Genomic DNA, 20,153 nt, shown 5'->3' on the forward strand with positions numbered 1-20,153 from the left:
GCTTGCTCCTTTCGTTTACTTGTATCCTCTTACGTTGGAATCATAAGCATATGGATCAACGTGATTGGATTCCTTTGGTACCACCAATGCAGCGATGAAGTAGATCAACAATGATGTACCTCCCGTAGCGAAAATACTGATGAAGAAAATGATACGTAGCAGCGTGGTACTCAATCCGAGATTTTCAGAAATGCCACCGATCAAACCTGTTAGCCTTCGATTACGCGCCGAGCGGTATAATTTATTCATTGTGACTACTCCTTTCTGTCATTGTTCAATTTCTGTCTTAAGCGTTCCAGTTCCTTATCCAGCGTAGAGGATGACATGCTGCCAGTCACTCCTGAACCATCTTGATTCATCCGCCGGATATCGCGGAGACTTTGTGCTTCATATTCGAGATCAGAGACTTGATCATCCAGTCGGTTAAACATACGGGGTACATTCTGACCGTTGTGATTGCCTCTCTGGTTCATACGTTGCTGTAACTGAATCGTCTGCATACGAGCGTAGTAATATTGGCGTTTGCTGTATACATTCTGATATTCAACCTTCAGCTGGTCGATCTGTTCATCCAACTCCTGTAATGCCGCATAACTTTGTGCATACAATTCATTGTACTGTTCCATTTTTTCCTCGTGGAGGATTTTCTCCTGCAAGGCCAGCTTAGCGAGATGTTCTTCCCCTGCTTTCAGAGCCATGGAAGCCTGTTCTTCCCGTTTGTTCACCATACCTGCTGCCTGATCGGCTTGTTGTTTCATTTGTCTGGTATGGCTTGCATATTGATGACGAAGTTTCTCGGCTTCACCGATGTCTTGGCGGGTCGAGACCAGGAACTGATCAATCAGTTTGACTGGGTCCTGACTTTGCTCCAAATGTTCGTTCAGATTAGCTACGGTAATATCCCGCATTCGACGAAATACACTCATTATGTTCTGTCCCTCCTTTTCATAATCGTGAAAGCTTAGTACCGACCACGACGACTGCGGTTATTGCTTAGCATTGAGATACCAAAGATGATTAACCCGATCGCGATGATCGGTCCGATCAACCATGCCAGTTTACCCATCAGTGAGATGATACCGATGATGAGAACAATCCAGCCAAGCATCACATTCCCTCGTTTAACTCCGTAGTATCCCAGTGCAATCATCAGGACCGGAATCAGATAACCCATTAAGTGTCCAAGAAGTGGAGTTAACTTTCCGAAGAGGAGTAGTGCACCCAGCGCAATCAATACAATCGCCCAGCCATTTCCCTTATTCAATCTCATAATTGTTGTTCACCGCCCTTTCCATTCGTTCCTTTTAATGTGTTGAGTCATTTGTTCGTTTGTTTCTTGTTTTTTGTTTCCGTGTTTCTTGTTTAACCTTATGTCCTTATTCTAGGGGATTCCGCGACTTTTCAAAACAGACCGTGGACGGTTTTTCATCCTAGACTCAGGTCGGGGATCTAGTTGGACCTTTGACTGTCCCTATATAAGACCAACGTTCCACCTAAGCTGAATAGCACTCCAGATACCTTCTATTCCCCGTATTCAGGCTACCCTTTAGCAGATATCGACCTGTAGAGAGAATGTTGTCCATGTCTCTATTTACGTTCACACTGCAATTTCGTTTCTCATGATTCCGTATTGGATAGTCAGTCCAAGCCATTTCTCTAGCCTTTTCTGCAAAATCATCTATCAGCAATCCCTTATCTCTACTTCTATACACTTTTGTTAAATTACTTATTTATCCAAATAAACAAAATTTAGATTGTTCTATATGTAAGCGTTTACTAAAATAGAAAGTGTTACTATTTCTAATGTCAGGGGTGGAACTGAAACTGTGCGACCAATCAGCTATCTCCATAAAATGATCATCTTCGGAATCCTGTTAAGCACCCTGCCCATTTTGTTAACGGGAATTGCCGCATTTATCTATTCATCAAACCAAACTGAGCTGCATCGTACGCAGGCCAACAGACAGTTGCTGGAACAAATGCAATCCAACGTAGAGCACAAACTTGCTACAGTCAGTTATATGCTTGATCAGGCCGTTCGCTCTCCAGTAACCCTCCGCTCCCTGTCTGCTTCTTCTTCACTAGAGGGGAAAGGGCCTTTGCTTGCCGACAAGCTACAGAGCGAATTTCAGAATATGAGGTCATGGGAACCTTTGCTGGATATTACTCTGGTGAATCAATCTCAGAATTGGCTTATTGATCATGCCGGATTATATCGTAATACGGATTTTCCACTGGCTCTTCCCATGAAGGAATTGATATCGGATACGTTAACCTCTGGATGGCAGCTCTCCCCTTCATCGGTGTTCAGTAATGACGAGCGCTCACCCGGTACAGGCTGTATTTATCATATTGCCCTTGCGAGATCTATTCCGAATCTGAATACGTCATCCGACGCTGCATTGATTGCCGGAATTCCTGCATGTTCTTTGCAAAATACACTAGGAGAAGCCTCCATAGGCAATGCTGCCTCTGGACTGATCATTTTGAATCGGGAACAACGTATCTTGGTGCATCCCGATCCTGTATACATTGGACAACCGTTGTCTGCCATTGGATTACAGGATCGGGATACGGAAGCCAACATAACCAAACTATCACCCATCACATTTTCAACAGGCTTTGAAAAACGGGAAGCTAAGATCGCCGATACACATTATTCCCTGACGTATAGCCCTTCTACCTTAAAGGGATGGACTTATGTGCTAATCTCACCTACCAATATTCTGACACAAGAATATATCGATATCGGATTACACACCTTGTATATCAGTATCTGCTTACTTTTACTTTCATTATTACTCGCCTGGCTCGGCTCCAAGCGAATGCATGTCCCGATTCGTAAACTTTTAACCCAACTTGGTGACAACCACCTGTCCAAAGAAGGAAACACGGTAGCTCAGCAATCACCACCATTTTCTGATGAGTTCGAACAGATCAGAGCAGGGGTCTCACAATTATCTGCCTCTCACTCCCAATTAGAGAACACACTTAATGTGCATCTATTGCAGATTCGCAATCATTTTATGATGAATCTGTTCCAGGGTAAGATCCCTGTTCATACTCTTCATGACGCCCTGAATGAATATGGCTACACGCATCAGGTTCGGGAATGGCAACAAATTGCTGTTATTACACTACAGGCCGATCTTGTTAATCATACAAAATATAGAGCTAGTGATCGTGATCTCTTATTATTCGCTATTCAAAATATATTGGAGGAAACGGTTGTGCATAACCAACAATTGCTTCCCATTGTGCTGGAACATACGGTAGTCACGGTGATTGGGACCGTTGAACAGGATCAGTTTATTTTTTCACAGCAGCTATATGTATTAACAGACCAGTTACAACAACAGATGGATAAGATTCTAGCTCTTCAAGTCAGTATAGGATTCAGCCAGTCGCACAGCTCTCTACATCACATCCCTCAAGCTTACACAGAAGCCTTGGAAGCACTGAGGCATCGGATGAAGCTGGGAACAGGCATTATTTTTCAATATGAGAACATAGATCATTACACTCCCACTTGGTCCATGACCTACCCGGAATCATTGGAATATTCGTTGATCCAAGCTATTCAAAGTGCGGATGAAGTTCAGGCCTCTGCTCTTCTGAAACAACTGCTTGAAGTAATCTTTGGTATGGAGGTTACACCCGAGGAGTATGAGGTGGCTCTTACGAGGCTGCTCACGCATATTTTGCAAATGACTCAGGAATCCGGCATACGACTCGGACAGATCTCCCAAGGTCGTGGCTCGATGTTTCATGAACTTCATAGTTTGCAGTACGCTGCTGAAGTTGAGGATTGGTTTAAATATCAAGTCATCTTGCCCGTCATTCAGGTTTTTAAAGCGAGACAATATGCCCAGTATCAGCATATATCTGAGAAAATGATTGCCATGATTCATCAAGATTATGATAAGGATCTGACGCTTGAGGAATGTGCCTTGAAGCTTCACTACAATGCCAACTACTTAAGTAGTGTTTTCCGCAAAGAGACAGGCTGTGCATTTAGTGAATATCTGACCAAGTACCGATTTAACATCGCTAAAAAATGGCTGGACGAAAGTGATCTAACCGTTAAAGATATCGCAGCACGACTTCGGTACAATAATCCGCAAAACTTTATCCGATCATTCCGTAAATGGGAAGGGATCACCCCCGGCCAGTATCGGGAGCGTAAGCAAAAAGCAGAAGTATCGAACAAAAATTAGACAAGGAGCACGATTGTAAGTCGTACTCCTTCAGCCAGCTCAAATACCTATCCATATGGCTCCCGAACAGGGCCAGGGCTCGGACCTGTGACAATTCAATTAACCGTCGAGTACTCTACCAACTGAACTATCAGGGAATATGCTTCAGAGATCATTCTCTGAAAACGAGGTCTGTGTTTTGTTTTTTCGTTGTCTCGATTTTTGAATTAAGGTTGGCTTTAGCCCATGCGCATTCTCATGAAGCAGCTTAACATCTTCAAGTAACCGAGGATTTTGTTCAATTAATTATTCGCTTCAAAAAAAGAGGGAGCACATATCTGCTCCCTTCACTTACAATTTCACTTCTATAATCTTAACTTCATATGTTTCAAACGTTCATCTTTTGGCACAGCGTTGTGATGCTTCCTAGTGCCATCTTAGACGTTAGACTACATTGTCTCAGTCTCAATTCCTGATTATCAGTACACGTGCCACGCTTATGCGATTTATCGCTTATCCTTAGTGCGAACTGTTTTCATATTGGGCTGTTCAAGTTGAATTAGAATTTTACCAAATCTTCCTCCACGTGAGAAGGTCACAGTACTATCCTTGTACGTATCGCTAATGTAATCCTCAGCCAATCTGAGGGAATCTTCATCCGATGGTAACTCATACGTATTAAGCCATTCTGGCAGCTTCTCGATAATCTCTTCCACCGGTACTTCAAATGAGTTAACTTCTCTCGTAATGATCATCGTATAAGAATAACCCTTCAAATACAGCAACTGTTGGATATACCCCATATCATCGACCTTGTGTGAAGAAGTTACACCCAGTACATCCTTAAGTTCATCCATTAGTGTGTGTTCCTTCTGTCCCGCCATAGTACTTATATACACATACTTCCGGGCACAATTGATCGCCTGCTCAATCGTTTCCCAATCCGACATCGCTGGACACATGGATGCAAATGCAAAGTCATATTTCTTCTCCCAGCCTTTATCCTGAATAGAGATTTCCTCATATCGTTCGTTTACGATTTCGATTTTGGATTCCAGAGCTGGAGGTATCGTCTCTTTCATAAGGGAGACAAGCAACTCAGAAGGCTCAACTGCCGTCACACTTGCCCCCTTTTCCGCAAAAGGAATGGTAAATATGCCTGAGGCTGCTCCAATGTCCAAAATGGATAACCCTGCAAATTCCACACCCTGGTTTTCAATCCAGCCCATAATGCGTTCAGAACGCTGCTTTCCTTCTTCGGTGAACGACTGTGCATGATAATCCCTGGCCCATCGCTCAAAAGCTTCTTCTATATTAAAGGGGGCGCTTTTCTTCTTATATTTTGAACTTCTCGGACGATTCTTCCATGCCTCTTCCCATACAGAAAGATCAAATAACAGATCGGTATCCGATACATTTTTTCCATTAGTCACTCTACTTCACTCCTCCATATTAAAGACTTTACTTATCTACAATATACTCAATATAATCATACGTCAATCTTTATTAACGTCCATCTTCTCTTACTCTAGATTTTCTTACTGCACATAAATCGTTTCATATAAAATAAAAATAGCCCTACACATTGCATAAGCAACATGTAGGGCTATTCAATATACCGGCGAGAGGACTCGAACCTCCACGGTTTCCCACTCGATTTTGAGTCGAGCGCGTCTGCCATTCCGCCACGCCGGCATATGCTGGAGGCGCCACCCAGATTCGAACTGGGGATAAAGCTTTTGCAGAGCTGTGCCTTACCACTTGGCTATGGCGCCATATTTTGGAGCGGACGACGGGAATCGAACCCGCGACCCTCGCCTTGGCAAGGCGATGCTCTACCGCTGAGCCACGTCCGCATAATGGCTGGGGATATAGGATTTGAACCTATGCATGACGGAGTCAAAGTCCGTTGCCTTACCGCTTGGCTAATCCCCAATAAAAAATGAAAAAACAAAGGGGCGATCGAGGGGAATTGAACCCCCGAATGCCGGATCCACAAACCGGTGCGTTAACCACTTCGCCACGACCGCCATAAAAGGTTAATTTCTAAAAATTTAATTGGCAGGGGCAGCAGGAATTGAACCCACACCAACGGTTTTGGAGACCGTTGTTCTACCTTTAAACTATGCCCCTAAAAACTGGTGGAGGATGATGGATTCGAACCACCGAACCCGTACGGGAGCAGATTTACAGTCTGATGCGTTTGGCCACTTCGCTAATCCTCCAGGATTAAATGGTGCCGGCGAGAGGACTTGAACCCCCAACCTACTGATTACAAGTCAGTTGCTCTACCAGTTGAGCTACACCGGCTTATTAAATTATTTTAAAAATGGTGGCTCGGGACGGAATCGAACCGCCGACACGAGGATTTTCAGTCCTCTGCTCTACCGACTGAGCTACCGAGCCATAATAAAGTCTAATCTTAATTCCTTACACTTTATATAGGGCATCAGTGCCATACAGCAGATGTAGTGAACAGTTTGCCTCATGTAAAGATTAAATGGCGGAACCGACGGGATTCGAACCCGCGATCTCCTGCGTGACAGGCAGGCATGTTAGGCCAACTACACCACGGTTCCAGATCACTTTCTCAAAGGAAAGTATAATTGCGGGGGCAGGATTTGAACCTGCGGCCTTCGGGTTATGAGCCCGACGAGCTACCGGGCTGCTCCACCCCGCGTCGTTATAAAGTTTATATGGTGGAGGCTGAGGGGATCGAACCCCCGACCCTCTGCTTGTAAGGCAGATGCTCTCCCAGCTGAGCTAAGCCTCCATAATATGACCCGTAGGGGATTCGAACCCCTGTTACCTCCGTGAAAGGGAGGTGTCTTAACCCCTTGACCAACGGGCCCTAATGGCTCCCCGAACAGGGCTCGAACCTGTGACAACTCGATTAACAGTCGAGTGCTCTACCAACTGAGCTATCAGGGAATATATGCATTTGCACTGCAAATGCAATTCATCGTACAACATCAACATGCAGAGCCTGTTTTCTATGTATGATGAAAGAGTTCGCTTGGCGGCGTCCTACTCTCCCAGGACCCTGCGGTCCAAGTACCATCGGCGCTAGAGGGCTTAACGGTCGTGTTCGGGATGGGTACGTGTGGAACCCCTCCGCCATCGCCACCAAACGCATAGCATAGCTTACATTCAGAGATCGTTCTCTGAAAACTAGATTCGAAACGAAACATGCGAATTACAACTTGCTATTGGATAAGCCCTCGACCGATTAGTACTGGTCAGCTCCATGCATTGCTGCACTTCCACCCCCAGCCTATCTACCTCGTCGTCTTCAAGGGGTCTTACATACTGGGAAATCTCATCTTGAGGGGGGCTTCACGCTTAGATGCTTTCAGCGTTTATCCCGTCCGTACATAGCTACCCAGCGGTGCTCCTGGCGGAACAACTGGTACACCAGCGGTACGTCCATCCCGGTCCTCTCGTACTAAGGACAGCTCCTCTCAAATTTCCTACGCCCACGACAGATAGGGACCGAACTGTCTCACGACGTTCTGAACCCAGCTCGCGTACCGCTTTAATGGGCGAACAGCCCAACCCTTGGGACCTACTTCAGCCCCAGGATGCGATGAGCCGACATCGAGGTGCCAAACCTCCCCGTCGATGTGGACTCTTGGGGGAGATAAGCCTGTTATCCCCAGGGTAGCTTTTATCCGTTGAGCGATGGCCCTTCCATGCGGTACCACCGGATCACTAAGCCCGACTTTCGTCCCTGCTCGACTTGTAGGTCTCGCAGTCAAGCTCCCTTATGCCTTTGCACTCTTCGAATGATTTCCAACCATTCTGAGGGAACCTTTGGGCGCCTCCGTTACTCTTTAGGAGGCGACCGCCCCAGTCAAACTGCCCACCTGACACTGTCCCCGCACCGGATTACGGTACCAGGTTAGAACCTAGATACGATCAGGGTGGTATCCCAACGTTGCCTCCACACAAGCTGGCGCTCATGCTTCAAAGGCTCCCACCTATCCTGTACAGATCGTACCCAAATTCAATATCAAGCTGCAGTAAAGCTCCATGGGGTCTTTCCGTCTTGTCGCGGGTAACCTGCATCTTCACAGGTATTAAAATTTCACCGGATCTCTCGTTGAGACAGCGCCCAAGTCGTTACGCCATTCGTGCGGGTCAGAATTTACCTGACAAGGAATTTCGCTACCTTAGGACCGTTATAGTTACGGCCGCCGTTTACTGGGGCTTCGGTTCACAGCTTCGGATTGCTCCTAACCACTCCCCTTAACCTTCCAGCACCGGGCAGGCGTCAGCCCGTATACTTCGCCTTACGGCTTCGCACAGACCTGTGTTTTTGCTAAACAGTCGCTTGGGCCTTTTCACTGCGGCCCCCTCGTGCTATTCACACTACCGGGGCACCCCTTCTCCCGAAGTTACGGGGTCATTTTGCCGAGTTCCTTAACGAGAGTTCTTCCGCGCGCCTTAGAATACTCTTCTCGCCTACCTGTGTCGGTTTGCGGTACGGGCACCATCACCTGGCTAGAGGCTTTTCTTGGCAGTGTGAGATCATGACCTTCGCTACTACAATTTTCGCTCCCCATCACAGCTCAGCCTTACAATGTGCGGATTTGCCTACACATCAGCCTTACTGCTTAGACGGACATCCATCAGTCCGCGTCACTACCCTACTGCGTCCCCCCATTGCTCATAACGGCTTACGGTGGTACAGGAATTTCGACCTGTTGTCCTTCGACTACGCCTTTCGGCCTCGCCTTAGGTCCCGACTTACCCTGAGCGGACGAGCCTTCCTCAGGAACCCTTAGGCTTTCGGCGGATCAGATTCTCACTGATCTTTTCGTTACTCATACCGGCATTCTCACTTGTATAATGTCCAGCGCTCCTTACGGTACACCTTCAACCCTTATACAACGCTCCCCTACCCCTGATGCAAAGCATCAAGCCATAGCTTCGGTGGTGTGTTTAGCCCCGTTACATTTTCGGCGCAGAGTCACTCGACCAGTGAGCTATTACGCACTCTTTCAATGGTGGCTGCTTCTAAGCCAACATCCTGGTTGTCTGTGCAACTCCACATCCTTTCCCACTTAACACACACTTGGGGACCTTAGCTGATGGTCTGGGCTGTTTCCCTTTTGACAATGGATCTTAGCACTCACTGTCTGACTCCCGGAAGTAAGTCTATGGCATTCGGAGTTTGACTGAGCTTGGTAACCCTTGCGGGCCCCGCACCCAATCAGTGCTCTACCTCCACGACTCTGTTTTCCGAGGCTAGCCCTAAAGCTATTTCGGGGAGAACCAGCTATCTCCGAGTTCGATTGGAATTTCTCCGCTACCCCCACCTCATCCCCGCATTTTTCAACATGCGTGGGTTCGGGCCTCCAGTGCGTGTTACCGCACCTTCACCCTGGACAGGGGTAGATCACCCGGTTTCGGGTCTACGTCCACGTACTACATCGCCCTATTCAGACTCGCTTTCGCTGCGGCTCCGGCTCTTCACCTTAACCTTGCACGGGAACGTAACTCGCCGGTTCATTCTACAAAAGGCACGCCATCACCCCTAAAACGGGCTCTGACTTTTTGTAAGCACACGGTTTCAGGTTCTATTTCACTCCCCTTCCGGGGTGCTTTTCACCTTTCCCTCACGGTACTGCTTCACTATCGGTCGCTAGGAAGTATTTAGCCTTGGCAGATGGTCCTGCCGGATTCATACGGGGTTTCACGTGCCCCGCACTACTCGGGATCCGTCTCGGAGGGAACCAACTTTCAACTACAGGGCTTTTACCTTCTTTGGCGGGCCTTTCCAGACCTCTTCGCTTAACCGGTTCCTTTGTAACTCCATGTGAGACGTCCCACAACCCCAAAGAGCAAGCTCTTTGGTTTGGGCTTCTCCGCGTTCGCTCGCCGCTACTGACGGAATCACTATTGTTTTCTCTTCCTCAGGGTACTTAGATGTTTCAGTTCCCCTGGTATGCCTCTACACAACCTATGTATTCAGTTGTGAGTAACTGGAAATTACCCCAGCTGGGTTTCCCCATTCGGACACCCCCGGATCAAAGCTTGCTTACAGCTCCCCGAGGCAGTTTCGTTGTTCGCCACGTCCTTCATCGGCTCCTAGCGCCTAGGCATCCTCCGTGTGCTCTTAGTAGCTTAACCATTTTGTTCCGGTTTCGGTCGCTCGCTTCCCTTGTTTTGCTTGCGCAAAGCCAAAAGTCGCTCTCACCCGATACCATCACAAAAGCAATTTAACTACCTTTATACACTTGACTTGTTTGCACAAGTTCAGCTTAAAGGAATGTTCTAATTCGCGTTTGTTTCGTTTCGATATCTAGTTTTCAAAGAACAAGCTCCATGCAAAAGCAAGCTGTTTTGAGAGTTTGAGCTCTCAAAACCGAACAACGAGTGAGTGTTTTGCAGCTAAGCTGCGTATTTGAATGTTTCCGTTGCAGGAAACGATTCTCCATAGAAAGGAGGTGATCCAGCCGCACCTTCCGATACGGCTACCTTGTTACGACTTCACCCCAATCATCTATCCCACCTTCGGCGGCTGGCTCCTTGCGGTTACCCCACCGACTTCGGGTGTTATAAACTCTCGTGGTGTGACGGGCGGTGTGTACAAGACCCGGGAACGTATTCACCGCGGCATGCTGATCCGCGATTACTAGCAATTCCGACTTCATGCAGGCGAGTTGCAGCCTGCAATCCGAACTGAGACCGGCTTTGTTGGGATTGGCTCCATCTCGCGATTTCGCAGCCCGTTGTACCGGCCATTGTAGTACGTGTGTAGCCCAGGTCATAAGGGGCATGATGATTTGACGTCATCCCCACCTTCCTCCGGTTTGTCACCGGCAGTCTATCTAGAGTGCCCACCCGAAGTGCTGGCAACTAAATATAAGGGTTGCGCTCGTTGCGGGACTTAACCCAACATCTCACGACACGAGCTGACGACAACCATGCACCACCTGTCTCCTCTGTCCCGAAGGAAAGATACATCTCTGCATCGATCAGAGGGATGTCAAGACCTGGTAAGGTTCTTCGCGTTGCTTCGAATTAAACCACATACTCCACTGCTTGTGCGGGTCCCCGTCAATTCCTTTGAGTTTCAGTCTTGCGACCGTACTCCCCAGGCGGAGTGCTTAATGTGTTAACTTCGGCACCAAGGGTATCGAAACCCCTAACACCTAGCACTCATCGTTTACGGCGTGGACTACCAGGGTATCTAATCCTGTTTGCTCCCCACGCTTTCGCGCCTCAGCGTCAGTTACAGCCCAGAGAGTCGCCTTCGCCACTGGTGTTCCTCCACATATCTACGCATTTCACCGCTACACGTGGAATTCCACTCTCCTCTTCTGCACTCAAGTCACCCAGTTTCCAGTGCGATCCGGGGTTGAGCCCCGGGATTAAACACCAGACTTAAATGACCGCCTGCGCGCGCTTTACGCCCAATAATTCCGGACAACGCTTGCCCCCTACGTATTACCGCGGCTGCTGGCACGTAGTTAGCCGGGGCTTTCTTCTCAGGTACCGTCACCTTGAGAGCAGTTACTCTCCCAAGCGTTCTTCCCTGGCAACAGAGCTTTACGATCCGAAAACCTTCATCACTCACGCGGCATTGCTCCGTCAGGCTTTCGCCCATTGCGGAAGATTCCCTACTGCTGCCTCCCGTAGGAGTCTGGGCCGTGTCTCAGTCCCAGTGTGGCCGATCACCCTCTCAGGTCGGCTACGCATCGTCGCCTTGGTGAGCCGTTACCTCACCAACTAGCTAATGCGCCGCAGGCCCATCCCCAAGTGACAGATTGCTCCGTCTTTCCAGTTTCCTTCAGGCGAAGAAAACAATTATTCGGTATTAGCTACCGTTTCCGGTAGTTGTCCCAAACTTGAGGGCAGGTTGCCTACGTGTTACTCACCCGTCCGCCGCTAACCATCAGAGAAGCAAGCTTCTCTTCAAGTCCGCTCGACTTGCATGTATTAGGCATGCCGCCAGCGTTCGTCCTGAGCCAGGATCAAACTCTCCAATAAAGTATTGAAAAGAGCGATAAGCTCATTTTGAATCTGACGAGATTAAAAATCTCATTTGTGCTCCAGCCGATCCAAGCCAAGGCTTGTTTCAAACTTTCGCGTTCATTCTGCAAGCAGAATGTTTACTCACTCGTTGTTCAGTTTTCAAAGATCAAACACGATTTGTTTTACTTCTTTTTTCGTCTCAACCAAGTTTCGGCGGCGACTTAAATAATGTAACACATTTCGTTTGTTTTCGTCAAGAACTTTTTTTTAATTTCTTTTTCGAAGCTTTAGTTCTTCACTTTTCCTCTGAAGAATTTATCCTTTGTTGGCGACAATCTCGTTTGAGGAACGAAATATAATGTATCATATATCGTGAATGAGAGTCAACATCTTTTTATAAATTATTAAACAAACAAAAAAGGAAGGTTTCCCCTCCCTTATGTGATCAATATAATGTCAGGCCTCTGGAGAAGGTTATGCCTCAATCCAATACCGAATTTCCCGGCCCTCTCCTCCGATTGATGGCCATCCTGCCGATTCTTTTACAATAGAACGAAAGACCAGCTTACGTATTACCAAAGGCAGATCTTCTCGAACAAATCTTAACTGTGGATGATGAACAAGTTCATTCATGCTCCACGGCTCCTTGCGACTTCTTAACACACGCAGCAGCAGTTCTGAGCACTCACTCATTTTGGACATTACGGAAAACTCACAGGCAAGCAGGACAAGCTCTACTCGCTGCTCCAGCGTCTCCGAGCTTACGGTAAGCTCTTGATAAAGTTTCCATAAAGCGCGATCCAGATTCTGCACATGTGTCCAGACGGCATGATCCGGGTATATCCCCTGTTCAATCAATACAATTCTTGCCCAGTTCCCCAGAGCCTCTAATACATTGTAGTAGGCATCTACAACATGACCTTCCTGAATATGACGTTTGGCCTCCACATACATTCTCAAGAAACTGGTGAATTCATGAAGCAGCTTCTGCTCACGCAATTCTGCCCCAAAGGTAGACAGTTCTTCTCGCAAATCACTTAAGGCGCTGTCCGCTTCCCAGATAATCTCACCTTCAATCAGACACTGGGTGAGATTATTATGATTCCCGGTTACTACACTACTCTTTAATTCATGACGGCTCGCATAGATCATCTGATAACGAAGATCACCATATCTGTAATGTCCGACCGTCGACTTCAATTGATCATCATTATGAACAACAAGTACTAATAATTCGAAATCTTGAATTAGGGAGCCGTGGAATCGCTCTCCCGGGTGGGAATAAGCGATAGCCCCAACTGCCCCTGTCTCTTCCGACTGTTCGGACAAAAAAGCAAGGTTCTTTAATTCCACGATTCCCTCCATACATTTCATGGCAGATAAGCGCCAAGTCAGTTATAATGTAATTCTACATCCAGACTGAAGTTTCCTTCTTTTCCAGGTCCAATACTACTCATACGATAGGAGCATTTTTCATGATTTTTAAATCAGCAAAAATTAATGCTTTTCGCACTTGGGGATTACTACTGACCATGCTAGGTATGGGCCTAATGATACTGGGAACAGCCGGGATTGTTTTCTGGGGACATGCAGGCAAGGTATTCGCAGCTGTAGGACTCGTCATCGGACTGATTGCCATGATGGCCAGTCTAGCCATTTATTTCTGGGCGGGTATGCTCTCCACCAGTGCAGTACAAGTCGACTGTCCGGAATGCGGGAAGTTAACCAAAATGCTTGGCAAAACGGATCGTTGTATGTTCTGTCATACCATCCTCACCCTGGACCCTAATAAAGCCAACATGACCAGTCAACAACTGAAAGCGCCTTCTACACAAGCTCCCCCCACCGATGGTTAGCACAAAATGGTCTCCAACCGTTAAATGTCTTTTACCTTAATTTCATTGAAGAACAAAAAAAGGCCCGGTATGTTTACCGGACCTTTTTTGGACTTGGTTTATAAGTGAGCCCTTATTGCTGTTATCAATAGCTAAAATATGAAGTAAGTTATAAGTTCTACGACCAATAAAGTGGTAGACTGCACGTATGATGGTACCCAAGGAGAAACTTTGAGCTTAGCGAAAATAAATTAAAGCAATCAGACACTCTGAGTTCGAGTAAATTATTTCTGGTAACCAGCCTGCTTTAATACCTCCCATGCAGAGGCATTAGCAAAACTCCGATTCCATGCTGCTACTCCGCCCAGCTTCAACGAAGCAATCAAATCCACACGTGCCTGAAGGGACACGGCATCTTCGATCCATATTTTCTTGGTGGCTCCGTCTTCCTTATATTCCACATAGTTCTGTCCACTTGCCTGATCCAGTTCAGGTTTGAGTTTCTTCTCTTGGATCAGCTCCACAATGGTATTCATGCCCACCGCTTTGGAAGACACTTTGACCTCACCCTGATCATTCGTCTCTTCCGTCCATATCCGGGTATAGAGCGGAACCGCCATGATCAACTTGTTAGAAGGGACTTCATCCTCCTCAAGTATGCGTCTCATGGAAGCCTCGGTCCAAGGCAGAGATGCTACCGAACCTGCCTTGGGACTGGCCGCCCAATGTTCATCATAAGCCATCACAATAACATAGTCTGCAAAAGAACCTAATGCACGGCGATCCAGAAAGGCAGACCACATCTCACTGTTTGATTTCGGTGTTACATCGATTGATAACATCAATCCATGTATACGTGCCATCGCCTTGATCTCGCGCACAAACTGCGTAATATTCGGCCCGTCATCGGTATACACGTTCTCAAAGTCAATGTTGATACCATCCAGTTGATACGTCTGTGCATACTCTAACATCTGCTCAATAATATGCGTGCGTGTCTCGTAAGAAGCTACAGCTTCTTTTGTAACGTCCGGATCAAAGCTGTTATCCATGAGTCCCCATACTTCCATACCCGAACGGTGAGCCCAGTTCACATAAGCTTGGTTTCCCTTGCTTTTCACAGTGCCCTGTCCATCCGTAATATGAAACCATGTGGGGCTGACCACATTCACACCTGGCATTTTACCGATAGAGCCCACATCAGGCTGACGATTGTACACGGCTTCCCAAACCAGATTTACCGGTTTATTCTGCCACTTCTTCTCTGCTGCAGTCAGCGTATACTTGGGCAAGTCCACCTTCTTTTTCTCGGTGAGGACAATATAATCATTATCTACATATCCGGCATATCCATTATCGAGTTGAACAAAACTCTGTTTATCACCCGTCTGCCATACACGTACCCTTGCATCCTTTTCCATGTCGGCAATGATTGGTGAGGATTCTCCCCCACGTTTATATAACGGCACGGTCTTGTCCGCTTTGGATGATAACGTATCAATCTCTGCATACTGTATCATGTCTCCACCACGCATCAGCAGCACAGCACCTGTTACTGAATCTTCCTGTACGGTTATGCCATATACTTCTTTCAAAGGTTTGAGCGGAATATAGGCTTCTCCGTCCTTAACCTCAGGCTTAACTGTCATAGGATAATCTTTGTGATTAAGTTCTGCTTGTGTGCTTCCATCTTTCATATGAAGGACTCGCTGAGGAGAGGCAATAATGATATCTCCCGATTCTGATTCATAACGTATGCCTGCATCAATCGCTTCTTGCAGCACATCTACAGGCAACTTGAGTTGATCTCCTGTACCCAGAGCGTCTCCATCCATCAGTTGCCCATCTACAAAAATAGGCTGGCTTCTTCCTACCCAGTCGGGGTCTTCATGGGTCTGGTTCAACCATACATTTGTTATAAGCCAGTAAGCCCCCCCGGCGATCAGACAAGCCCCGAGAAAACCGGGCCAAAATGAACGTCGCTTTTGACGTGTATATCTGCTTTTTCTACCCAAACGTCTACCTCCGTTAATTATGCTGATCATAAGGATGTGCGCATAAGTTGTTATAAAGATGAGCATTTTGCATAAATGCTAAAAAAAACGTGAAGAATCCATACTGAATTCTTCACGTTAATATTGTAATTCAACTCTCTTAATCCCTGCAACTTTTGCAAACGCCATATACTTCCAATCGGTGACCGTGTACTTCGAATCCTGTACTAGACTCCGCCTGAAGCTCTACACTTTTGAGTGAAGGATAGCTGAAGTCTTCAATCTTGCCGCATTGATCACAGATAACATGATAATGATCCGTCACATTGGCATCGAAGCGACTTGAATTATCTCCGTATGTCAATTCCCGGACCATGCCAGCTTCCAGAAACATCTTCAAATTATTATATACCGTTGCCACGCTCATACTGGGAAATTGGGGTTCAAGGGCTCGGTAAATTTCATCGGCTGTCGGATGCCCCATGGATTCCATCAGATAGTTCAATATGGCATGACGCTGGGGTGTAATACGGACACCGGTCGTTTTCAGATGCTCCAACGCATGTTGGACACGTGTTGCCATAAAACCCACCGCCTTACCTTTCATTCTCTGGTGAAGAGTAAGTTACTGTCTCCTCGCTCAGAGTTGATTCCCGGCCATTAAGAACGACAATCCATCTTTCATGCCGTGTAATCTTGCCAGTGTACATTTATTGTACGGCGATTACAAGTTTATTGTCAACGCGGCAGTCAAGGAACCTCTGTAGAATCCTACTGGGAATTTGGTCCGTCCTCGGTAGTCTGTTCCAGATTCTCAGCCGTATCTTCAGAATCAGGTGTAACTGTTTCAGGTGTAGACACAGCCGGGTTGCTCTGAATGGTGAGATCACTGTTGCCTTCAATTTTCACCCTGTACTCGCCCTCACCGAGCTGGCCTTCTATGGTTTTATTCTGTACTTTGAACGGCAGATCCGTACTTAGATCTCCATAACTGCTGGAACCCGCAAGACTGTAGTCTCCACGATCAGGAAGTAATACGTTAATGGCTCCCACCGCACTGTACACATCCCAGTCCCCTCCGACTTTGGTAGATACGATGTTAATACTGCCATTAAGTGATTGGGCTTTGATTCCCAGATTGGCTCCATCCAGCGTAATATTGCCGTTGCGTGTCTCTGCGATGAATTCACCAACGGAGTCCGCAATACTGATACTTCCCACTTGTGTAGCAAGATCTACATCGCCGGAAATACCGCGAGCCTTCATATCTCCACGGTTACTGTCCAGATCGACATTACCAATGGCATTGGCCACAATGACATCCCCGTTCAACGTTTTCCCGGAGATATCTCCAACAGCATTGGTAATCCGAATACGTCCGTTACCCGTTTCGGCCAGTATGGTACTAATGGCTTCCGGACGATTTAATAATATGGCTCCATTGGAAGTTCGAATATCCAGATTAAAACGACGATCATCCGGGATCGTTATGGTAAGATTCATACGCGGCTGCGTTTTTTCATTGTCTCCATACGTCTTGCCTGTAGCTTTGATATAAATCACTTTTGTACCATCGGCCTCTACAAAAGAGGCTGCTGCAACGGCCTTTGCCTGTACTTCCGTCGTCTGATCTACCCAGATCACCGTCCGTACTTCAATCTCATCCGTATCTCCGCGTTGTACCGAGATATCTCCGTTGACACCTTCAACCACTAGGTCTGACGTATCCATGCGAACAGGTACACGAATCGTGCCCTTATCCTCCATATATCCTGCCGCTTGACTGTAGTCCATGGATGCCGCTCCGAGATTTAGACTCACTCTATTCCATAAGTGCATGTAATGATCCTGCTCGGTGACGATAAATACGGAAGCTGCCAAAATCAGTGAGGTTAGAATGCCTTTGGCATCGGGTCTAAAACGTACTTTGATTTGCTCATCAGGATTGCTCGGGTTATCCGATTGCACCTTGTTTCTTCTGCGTGTCCACAGGAACAGCACAATATATTCAACACCCAAAACAACGAGCAAAAATGGCCACCAGTCCACCATCTCATATACGTAGTCCGTTCCCCACCGTTTATCCAAAATCAACAGCACACCGACCGCTATGATTAAGGCGGCAGCCGTATAGCGGCCAACCCGGACTTTACGGTTCATCACGTTCCCTCCTTGTATCGTTTCCACTACATTTTTTTCTTGTTCAACATCACCCAGAACTCACGACCAAACAGAAGCAAACCGCCTACGATCATGAGAACCGCAAATGAATATCCGCCGTACATGGCGAGAAGCTCTTGAAACCAACGTGGTTTGCGGAAAAAAAGTACCATTAAAGATCCTCCCACAATCAGAAGTAATCCAAACGATATGCCTCTCTCCCAGACCATCATTGCATCTCGTGTAGAACGTTCATTGGTTATCGGCTTGTCCGAAGTTGCCTGGGTTACTGCTCTACGTCTGCGCATCATGACCCAGTCTGCAGATTGCAACACATCATATACATTGTAAAAGTAAATAACCGGAATACACAAAGCCAGCAAGATGAGCAATGGCACATTGATCTGTATACCAATAGATGAGAAGTACAACACTGCTGACAGATCAAGCAAAACAAGCAGCATAAAGGTCAAACCCCTCATGTACAATCTCAGATAAATATGACCCAGACCAGGAATAATGGCACTCAGTAATCCCGCAATAAACTTGTGAGTCCGATTTCTGACCGGTTTGGTCTGAACTGCACGAGTCTTTTGGTTTAATTGACGTCTCCGTTTCATAACATACTCCTCTCTTCTGATCTGACCTTCCGCTCTTCATGCATTTGGTTAGATAGTACCCTAAAGAGCAAGGAGAGTAACTGGAAGAAATATGGATATGACCAAAAACCCTCCGGCACTACTGGCCTGGGGAGGGTTGTAATTCATTATTCGATCGACACCTTGGTAACGTGTTCCCATTGTCTTAACTTGGATACCAAGCCTACCGTTTGGAAATCATGCGGTACCTGAACATGTAACACAATCTCAATTTTACGTTCAACCGACACCATCTCTGCATAAGCCAAGTCTTGTTCATTCACGGTAATTTTACGAATTTTGATCTTCTCCTGCTCCATACATGAAGACAGTTGTTCGAGAAAACCGGGTTCTGACAAGGTATGAAGTGTAACAACATGTAGTTTGTTCCCTCGTAGATACCTTAGCTCTAATTTGTTAAATACCCAGAGATTAAGCAATACCAGAACGGTGGATACGATAGAGGCAAAAAAGAATCCCGCACCTGCTGCGAGCCCAATGGCTGCAACAACCCAGATTGAAGCTGCTGTAGTCAGTCCGGTAATGGATTTTCCCGTGAAGAGAATTGTCCCTGCTCCCAAGAATCCGACACCAGTAATTACAGCAGTAGCCAGACGGGCTGGATCAATCCTTACATTTAATTCATTAGCAAAATCTTTAAAGCCATAAACAGATAACATCATAATTAATGCAGAACCAAGACATACCAGGATATGGGTACGCAAACCGGCAGCATGATTGGACCGTTCCCGCTCCAGGCCTACGAGCCCTCCAAGCAGCATAGCCAGCAATAATCGTAATAAAATGTGCCACTCATCAATGAACCAGGGATCGCCCAAAGTCGGTATTCCTCCTCAAGTTGTTAATATTATTAAAGTTTATTCTTGTGAAAAGTCGTTAATTCCACTCCAGGTGCAATCTGTGTGACCTCCACGGGATTAAAACCAAATTTGGTGTACAGATTCACTGCGGGTTGATTCAGCGTTCCTGTGGAGACGATATAACGCGGAAGATCCGCATGTTGTTCCAACACATATGTCATCAAAGATGCCGCAATTCCCTTGCGAAAGTGATCCGGGTGCACCATCATTCGTGTAATGGTCAGTGTATTCTCCTCTTCCTCCGCTACAGCGACAGCCCCGATAAGCTCTCCGTCATCATGGATACAACCATAAAAACTCTCTCCACAATCCCGAAGTGTCTCCATCGTATCCATCAAAGGAGGAATCTCCTGAAATCCGATGATTTCGGCTTCCAATCGATAGGCCACATGTTGTAGTCTCCATAACTGTCCCAACGTCTCCAGATCACTCAGTGACAATGGTTGAATGTTCATATCCGTTCCCC

General features: G+C 46.7%; 13 protein-coding genes, 15 tRNA genes and 3 rRNA genes. 2 read left to right on the plus strand and 29 right to left on the minus strand.

From position 1 onward, the window contains the following. Positions 1-15: 15 nt before the first annotated feature. The 3 genes from MHI48_RS25575 to MHI48_RS25585 are packed head-to-tail and all read right to left on the minus strand — an operon-like array spanning position 16 to position 1,270. Positions 16-249 (minus strand): PspC domain-containing protein, encoded by a 234-nt coding sequence (locus MHI48_RS25575; RefSeq protein ID WP_036673255.1) that lies wholly within the window; start codon positions 247-249, stop codon positions 16-18. Between the two features lie 5 nt (positions 250-254). Next, on the minus strand, positions 255-926 hold the full coding sequence (locus tag MHI48_RS25580) for a PspA/IM30 family protein (RefSeq protein WP_017692312.1): 672 nt from the start codon (positions 924-926) through the stop codon (positions 255-257). Between the two features lie 35 nt (positions 927-961). Beyond that, positions 962-1,270, minus strand: a complete 309-nt coding sequence (locus MHI48_RS25585; RefSeq protein ID WP_017692311.1) for a LiaF transmembrane domain-containing protein — start codon at positions 1,268-1,270, stop codon at positions 962-964. Between the two features lie 556 nt (positions 1,271-1,826). On the opposite strand from MHI48_RS25585, the gene MHI48_RS25590 reads away from it, so the two are divergent. Beyond that, positions 1,827-4,217, plus strand: coding sequence for a helix-turn-helix domain-containing protein (locus MHI48_RS25590; RefSeq protein ID WP_076328934.1), 2,391 nt, complete (start codon positions 1,827-1,829; stop codon positions 4,215-4,217). Positions 4,218-4,273: 56 nt separating this feature from the next. On the opposite strand, the gene MHI48_RS25595 is transcribed toward MHI48_RS25590, so the two are convergent. The 20 genes from MHI48_RS25595 to MHI48_RS25690 form a co-directional block, all read right to left on the minus strand. Continuing rightward, positions 4,274-4,354: transfer RNA gene (locus tag MHI48_RS25595), tRNA-Asn, on the minus strand. Between the two features lie 348 nt (positions 4,355-4,702). Beyond that, positions 4,703-5,629 (minus strand): bifunctional 2-polyprenyl-6-hydroxyphenol methylase/3-demethylubiquinol 3-O-methyltransferase UbiG, encoded by a 927-nt coding sequence (locus MHI48_RS25600; protein ID WP_083677482.1) that lies wholly within the window; start codon positions 5,627-5,629, stop codon positions 4,703-4,705. 183 nt (positions 5,630-5,812) lie between these two features. After that, a tRNA-Leu gene (locus tag MHI48_RS25605) sits at positions 5,813-5,891 on the minus strand. Positions 5,892-5,897: 6 nt separating this feature from the next. Beyond that, a tRNA-Cys gene (locus MHI48_RS25610) sits at positions 5,898-5,971 on the minus strand. A gap of 6 nt (positions 5,972-5,977) precedes the next feature. After that, positions 5,978-6,052: transfer RNA gene (locus MHI48_RS25615), tRNA-Gly, on the minus strand. Positions 6,053-6,056: 4 nt separating this feature from the next. Then, positions 6,057-6,131 (minus strand) — tRNA-Gln (locus tag MHI48_RS25620). Between the two features lie 22 nt (positions 6,132-6,153). Then, a tRNA-His gene (locus tag MHI48_RS25625) sits at positions 6,154-6,226 on the minus strand. A 29-nt stretch (positions 6,227-6,255) separates the two neighbouring features. Next, a tRNA-Trp gene (locus MHI48_RS25630) sits at positions 6,256-6,329 on the minus strand. A 6-nt stretch (positions 6,330-6,335) separates the two neighbouring features. Beyond that, positions 6,336-6,421 (minus strand) — tRNA-Tyr (locus tag MHI48_RS25635). A gap of 9 nt (positions 6,422-6,430) precedes the next feature. Beyond that, a tRNA-Thr gene (locus tag MHI48_RS25640) sits at positions 6,431-6,506 on the minus strand. Between the two features lie 20 nt (positions 6,507-6,526). Continuing rightward, positions 6,527-6,602: transfer RNA gene (locus MHI48_RS25645), tRNA-Phe, on the minus strand. A 95-nt stretch (positions 6,603-6,697) separates the two neighbouring features. Further along, positions 6,698-6,775 (minus strand) — tRNA-Asp (locus MHI48_RS25650). 27 nt (positions 6,776-6,802) lie between these two features. Next, a tRNA-Met gene (locus MHI48_RS25655) sits at positions 6,803-6,876 on the minus strand. A gap of 17 nt (positions 6,877-6,893) precedes the next feature. Next, a tRNA-Val gene (locus tag MHI48_RS25660) sits at positions 6,894-6,969 on the minus strand. 6 nt (positions 6,970-6,975) lie between these two features. After that, positions 6,976-7,047 (minus strand) — tRNA-Glu (locus MHI48_RS25665). Between the two features lie 4 nt (positions 7,048-7,051). After that, positions 7,052-7,127, minus strand: a tRNA-Asn gene (locus MHI48_RS25670). A gap of 83 nt (positions 7,128-7,210) precedes the next feature. Next, positions 7,211-7,327 (minus strand): 5S ribosomal RNA (rrf, locus tag MHI48_RS25675). 78 nt (positions 7,328-7,405) lie between these two features. Continuing rightward, positions 7,406-10,331: ribosomal RNA gene (locus tag MHI48_RS25680) — 23S ribosomal RNA — on the minus strand. Between the two features lie 310 nt (positions 10,332-10,641). Further along, positions 10,642-12,194 (minus strand): 16S ribosomal RNA (locus tag MHI48_RS25685). Together the 16S, 23S and 5S rRNA genes with 14 tRNA genes alongside form the textbook arrangement of a ribosomal RNA operon. Positions 12,195-12,653: 459 nt before the next feature. Beyond that, a complete protein-coding gene (locus MHI48_RS25690) occupies positions 12,654-13,532 on the minus strand; it encodes a nucleotidyltransferase-like protein (protein WP_036667991.1) in 879 nt (292 codons plus the stop codon). A gap of 122 nt (positions 13,533-13,654) precedes the next feature. Between MHI48_RS25690 and MHI48_RS25695 the strand changes: the two genes are divergently transcribed. Then, positions 13,655-14,035 (plus strand): DUF2614 family zinc ribbon-containing protein, encoded by a 381-nt coding sequence (locus tag MHI48_RS25695; protein WP_017692307.1) that lies wholly within the window; start codon positions 13,655-13,657, stop codon positions 14,033-14,035. A 263-nt stretch (positions 14,036-14,298) separates the two neighbouring features. Here the strand turns inward: MHI48_RS25695 and MHI48_RS25700 are convergent, their stop codons facing one another. The 6 genes from MHI48_RS25700 to MHI48_RS25725 form a co-directional block, all read right to left on the minus strand. Continuing rightward, positions 14,299-16,029, minus strand: coding sequence for a glycosyl hydrolase family 18 protein (locus MHI48_RS25700; protein WP_083677479.1), 1,731 nt, complete (start codon positions 16,027-16,029; stop codon positions 14,299-14,301). A 139-nt stretch (positions 16,030-16,168) separates the two neighbouring features. Next, positions 16,169-16,591, minus strand: a complete 423-nt coding sequence (gene perR / locus MHI48_RS25705; protein WP_026081471.1) for a peroxide-responsive transcriptional repressor PerR — start codon at positions 16,589-16,591, stop codon at positions 16,169-16,171. A 188-nt stretch (positions 16,592-16,779) separates the two neighbouring features. Further along, positions 16,780-18,168 (minus strand): DUF4097 family beta strand repeat-containing protein, encoded by a 1,389-nt coding sequence (locus MHI48_RS25710; RefSeq protein WP_036607044.1) that lies wholly within the window; start codon positions 18,166-18,168, stop codon positions 16,780-16,782. A 26-nt stretch (positions 18,169-18,194) separates the two neighbouring features. Then, positions 18,195-18,788 carry a hypothetical protein gene (locus MHI48_RS25715; protein ID WP_076328916.1) on the minus strand — a complete coding sequence of 198 codons (594 nt, stop codon included), beginning with the start codon at positions 18,786-18,788 and terminating at the stop codon, positions 18,195-18,197. A gap of 146 nt (positions 18,789-18,934) precedes the next feature. Beyond that, complete coding sequence (locus MHI48_RS25720) at positions 18,935-19,645, minus strand: MgtC/SapB family protein (RefSeq protein WP_017692302.1); 711 nt, start codon at positions 19,643-19,645, stop codon at positions 18,935-18,937. A gap of 32 nt (positions 19,646-19,677) precedes the next feature. Next, complete coding sequence (locus MHI48_RS25725; protein ID WP_036607041.1) at positions 19,678-20,142, minus strand: GNAT family N-acetyltransferase; 465 nt, start codon at positions 20,140-20,142, stop codon at positions 19,678-19,680. Between the last annotated feature and the right edge of the window lie 11 nt (positions 20,143-20,153).

Origin of the sequence: Paenibacillus sp. FSL H7-0942 (assembly GCF_045040715.1) — a bacterium.
Taxonomy (GTDB): Bacteria; Bacillota; Bacilli; order Paenibacillales; family Paenibacillaceae; genus Paenibacillus; species Paenibacillus amylolyticus.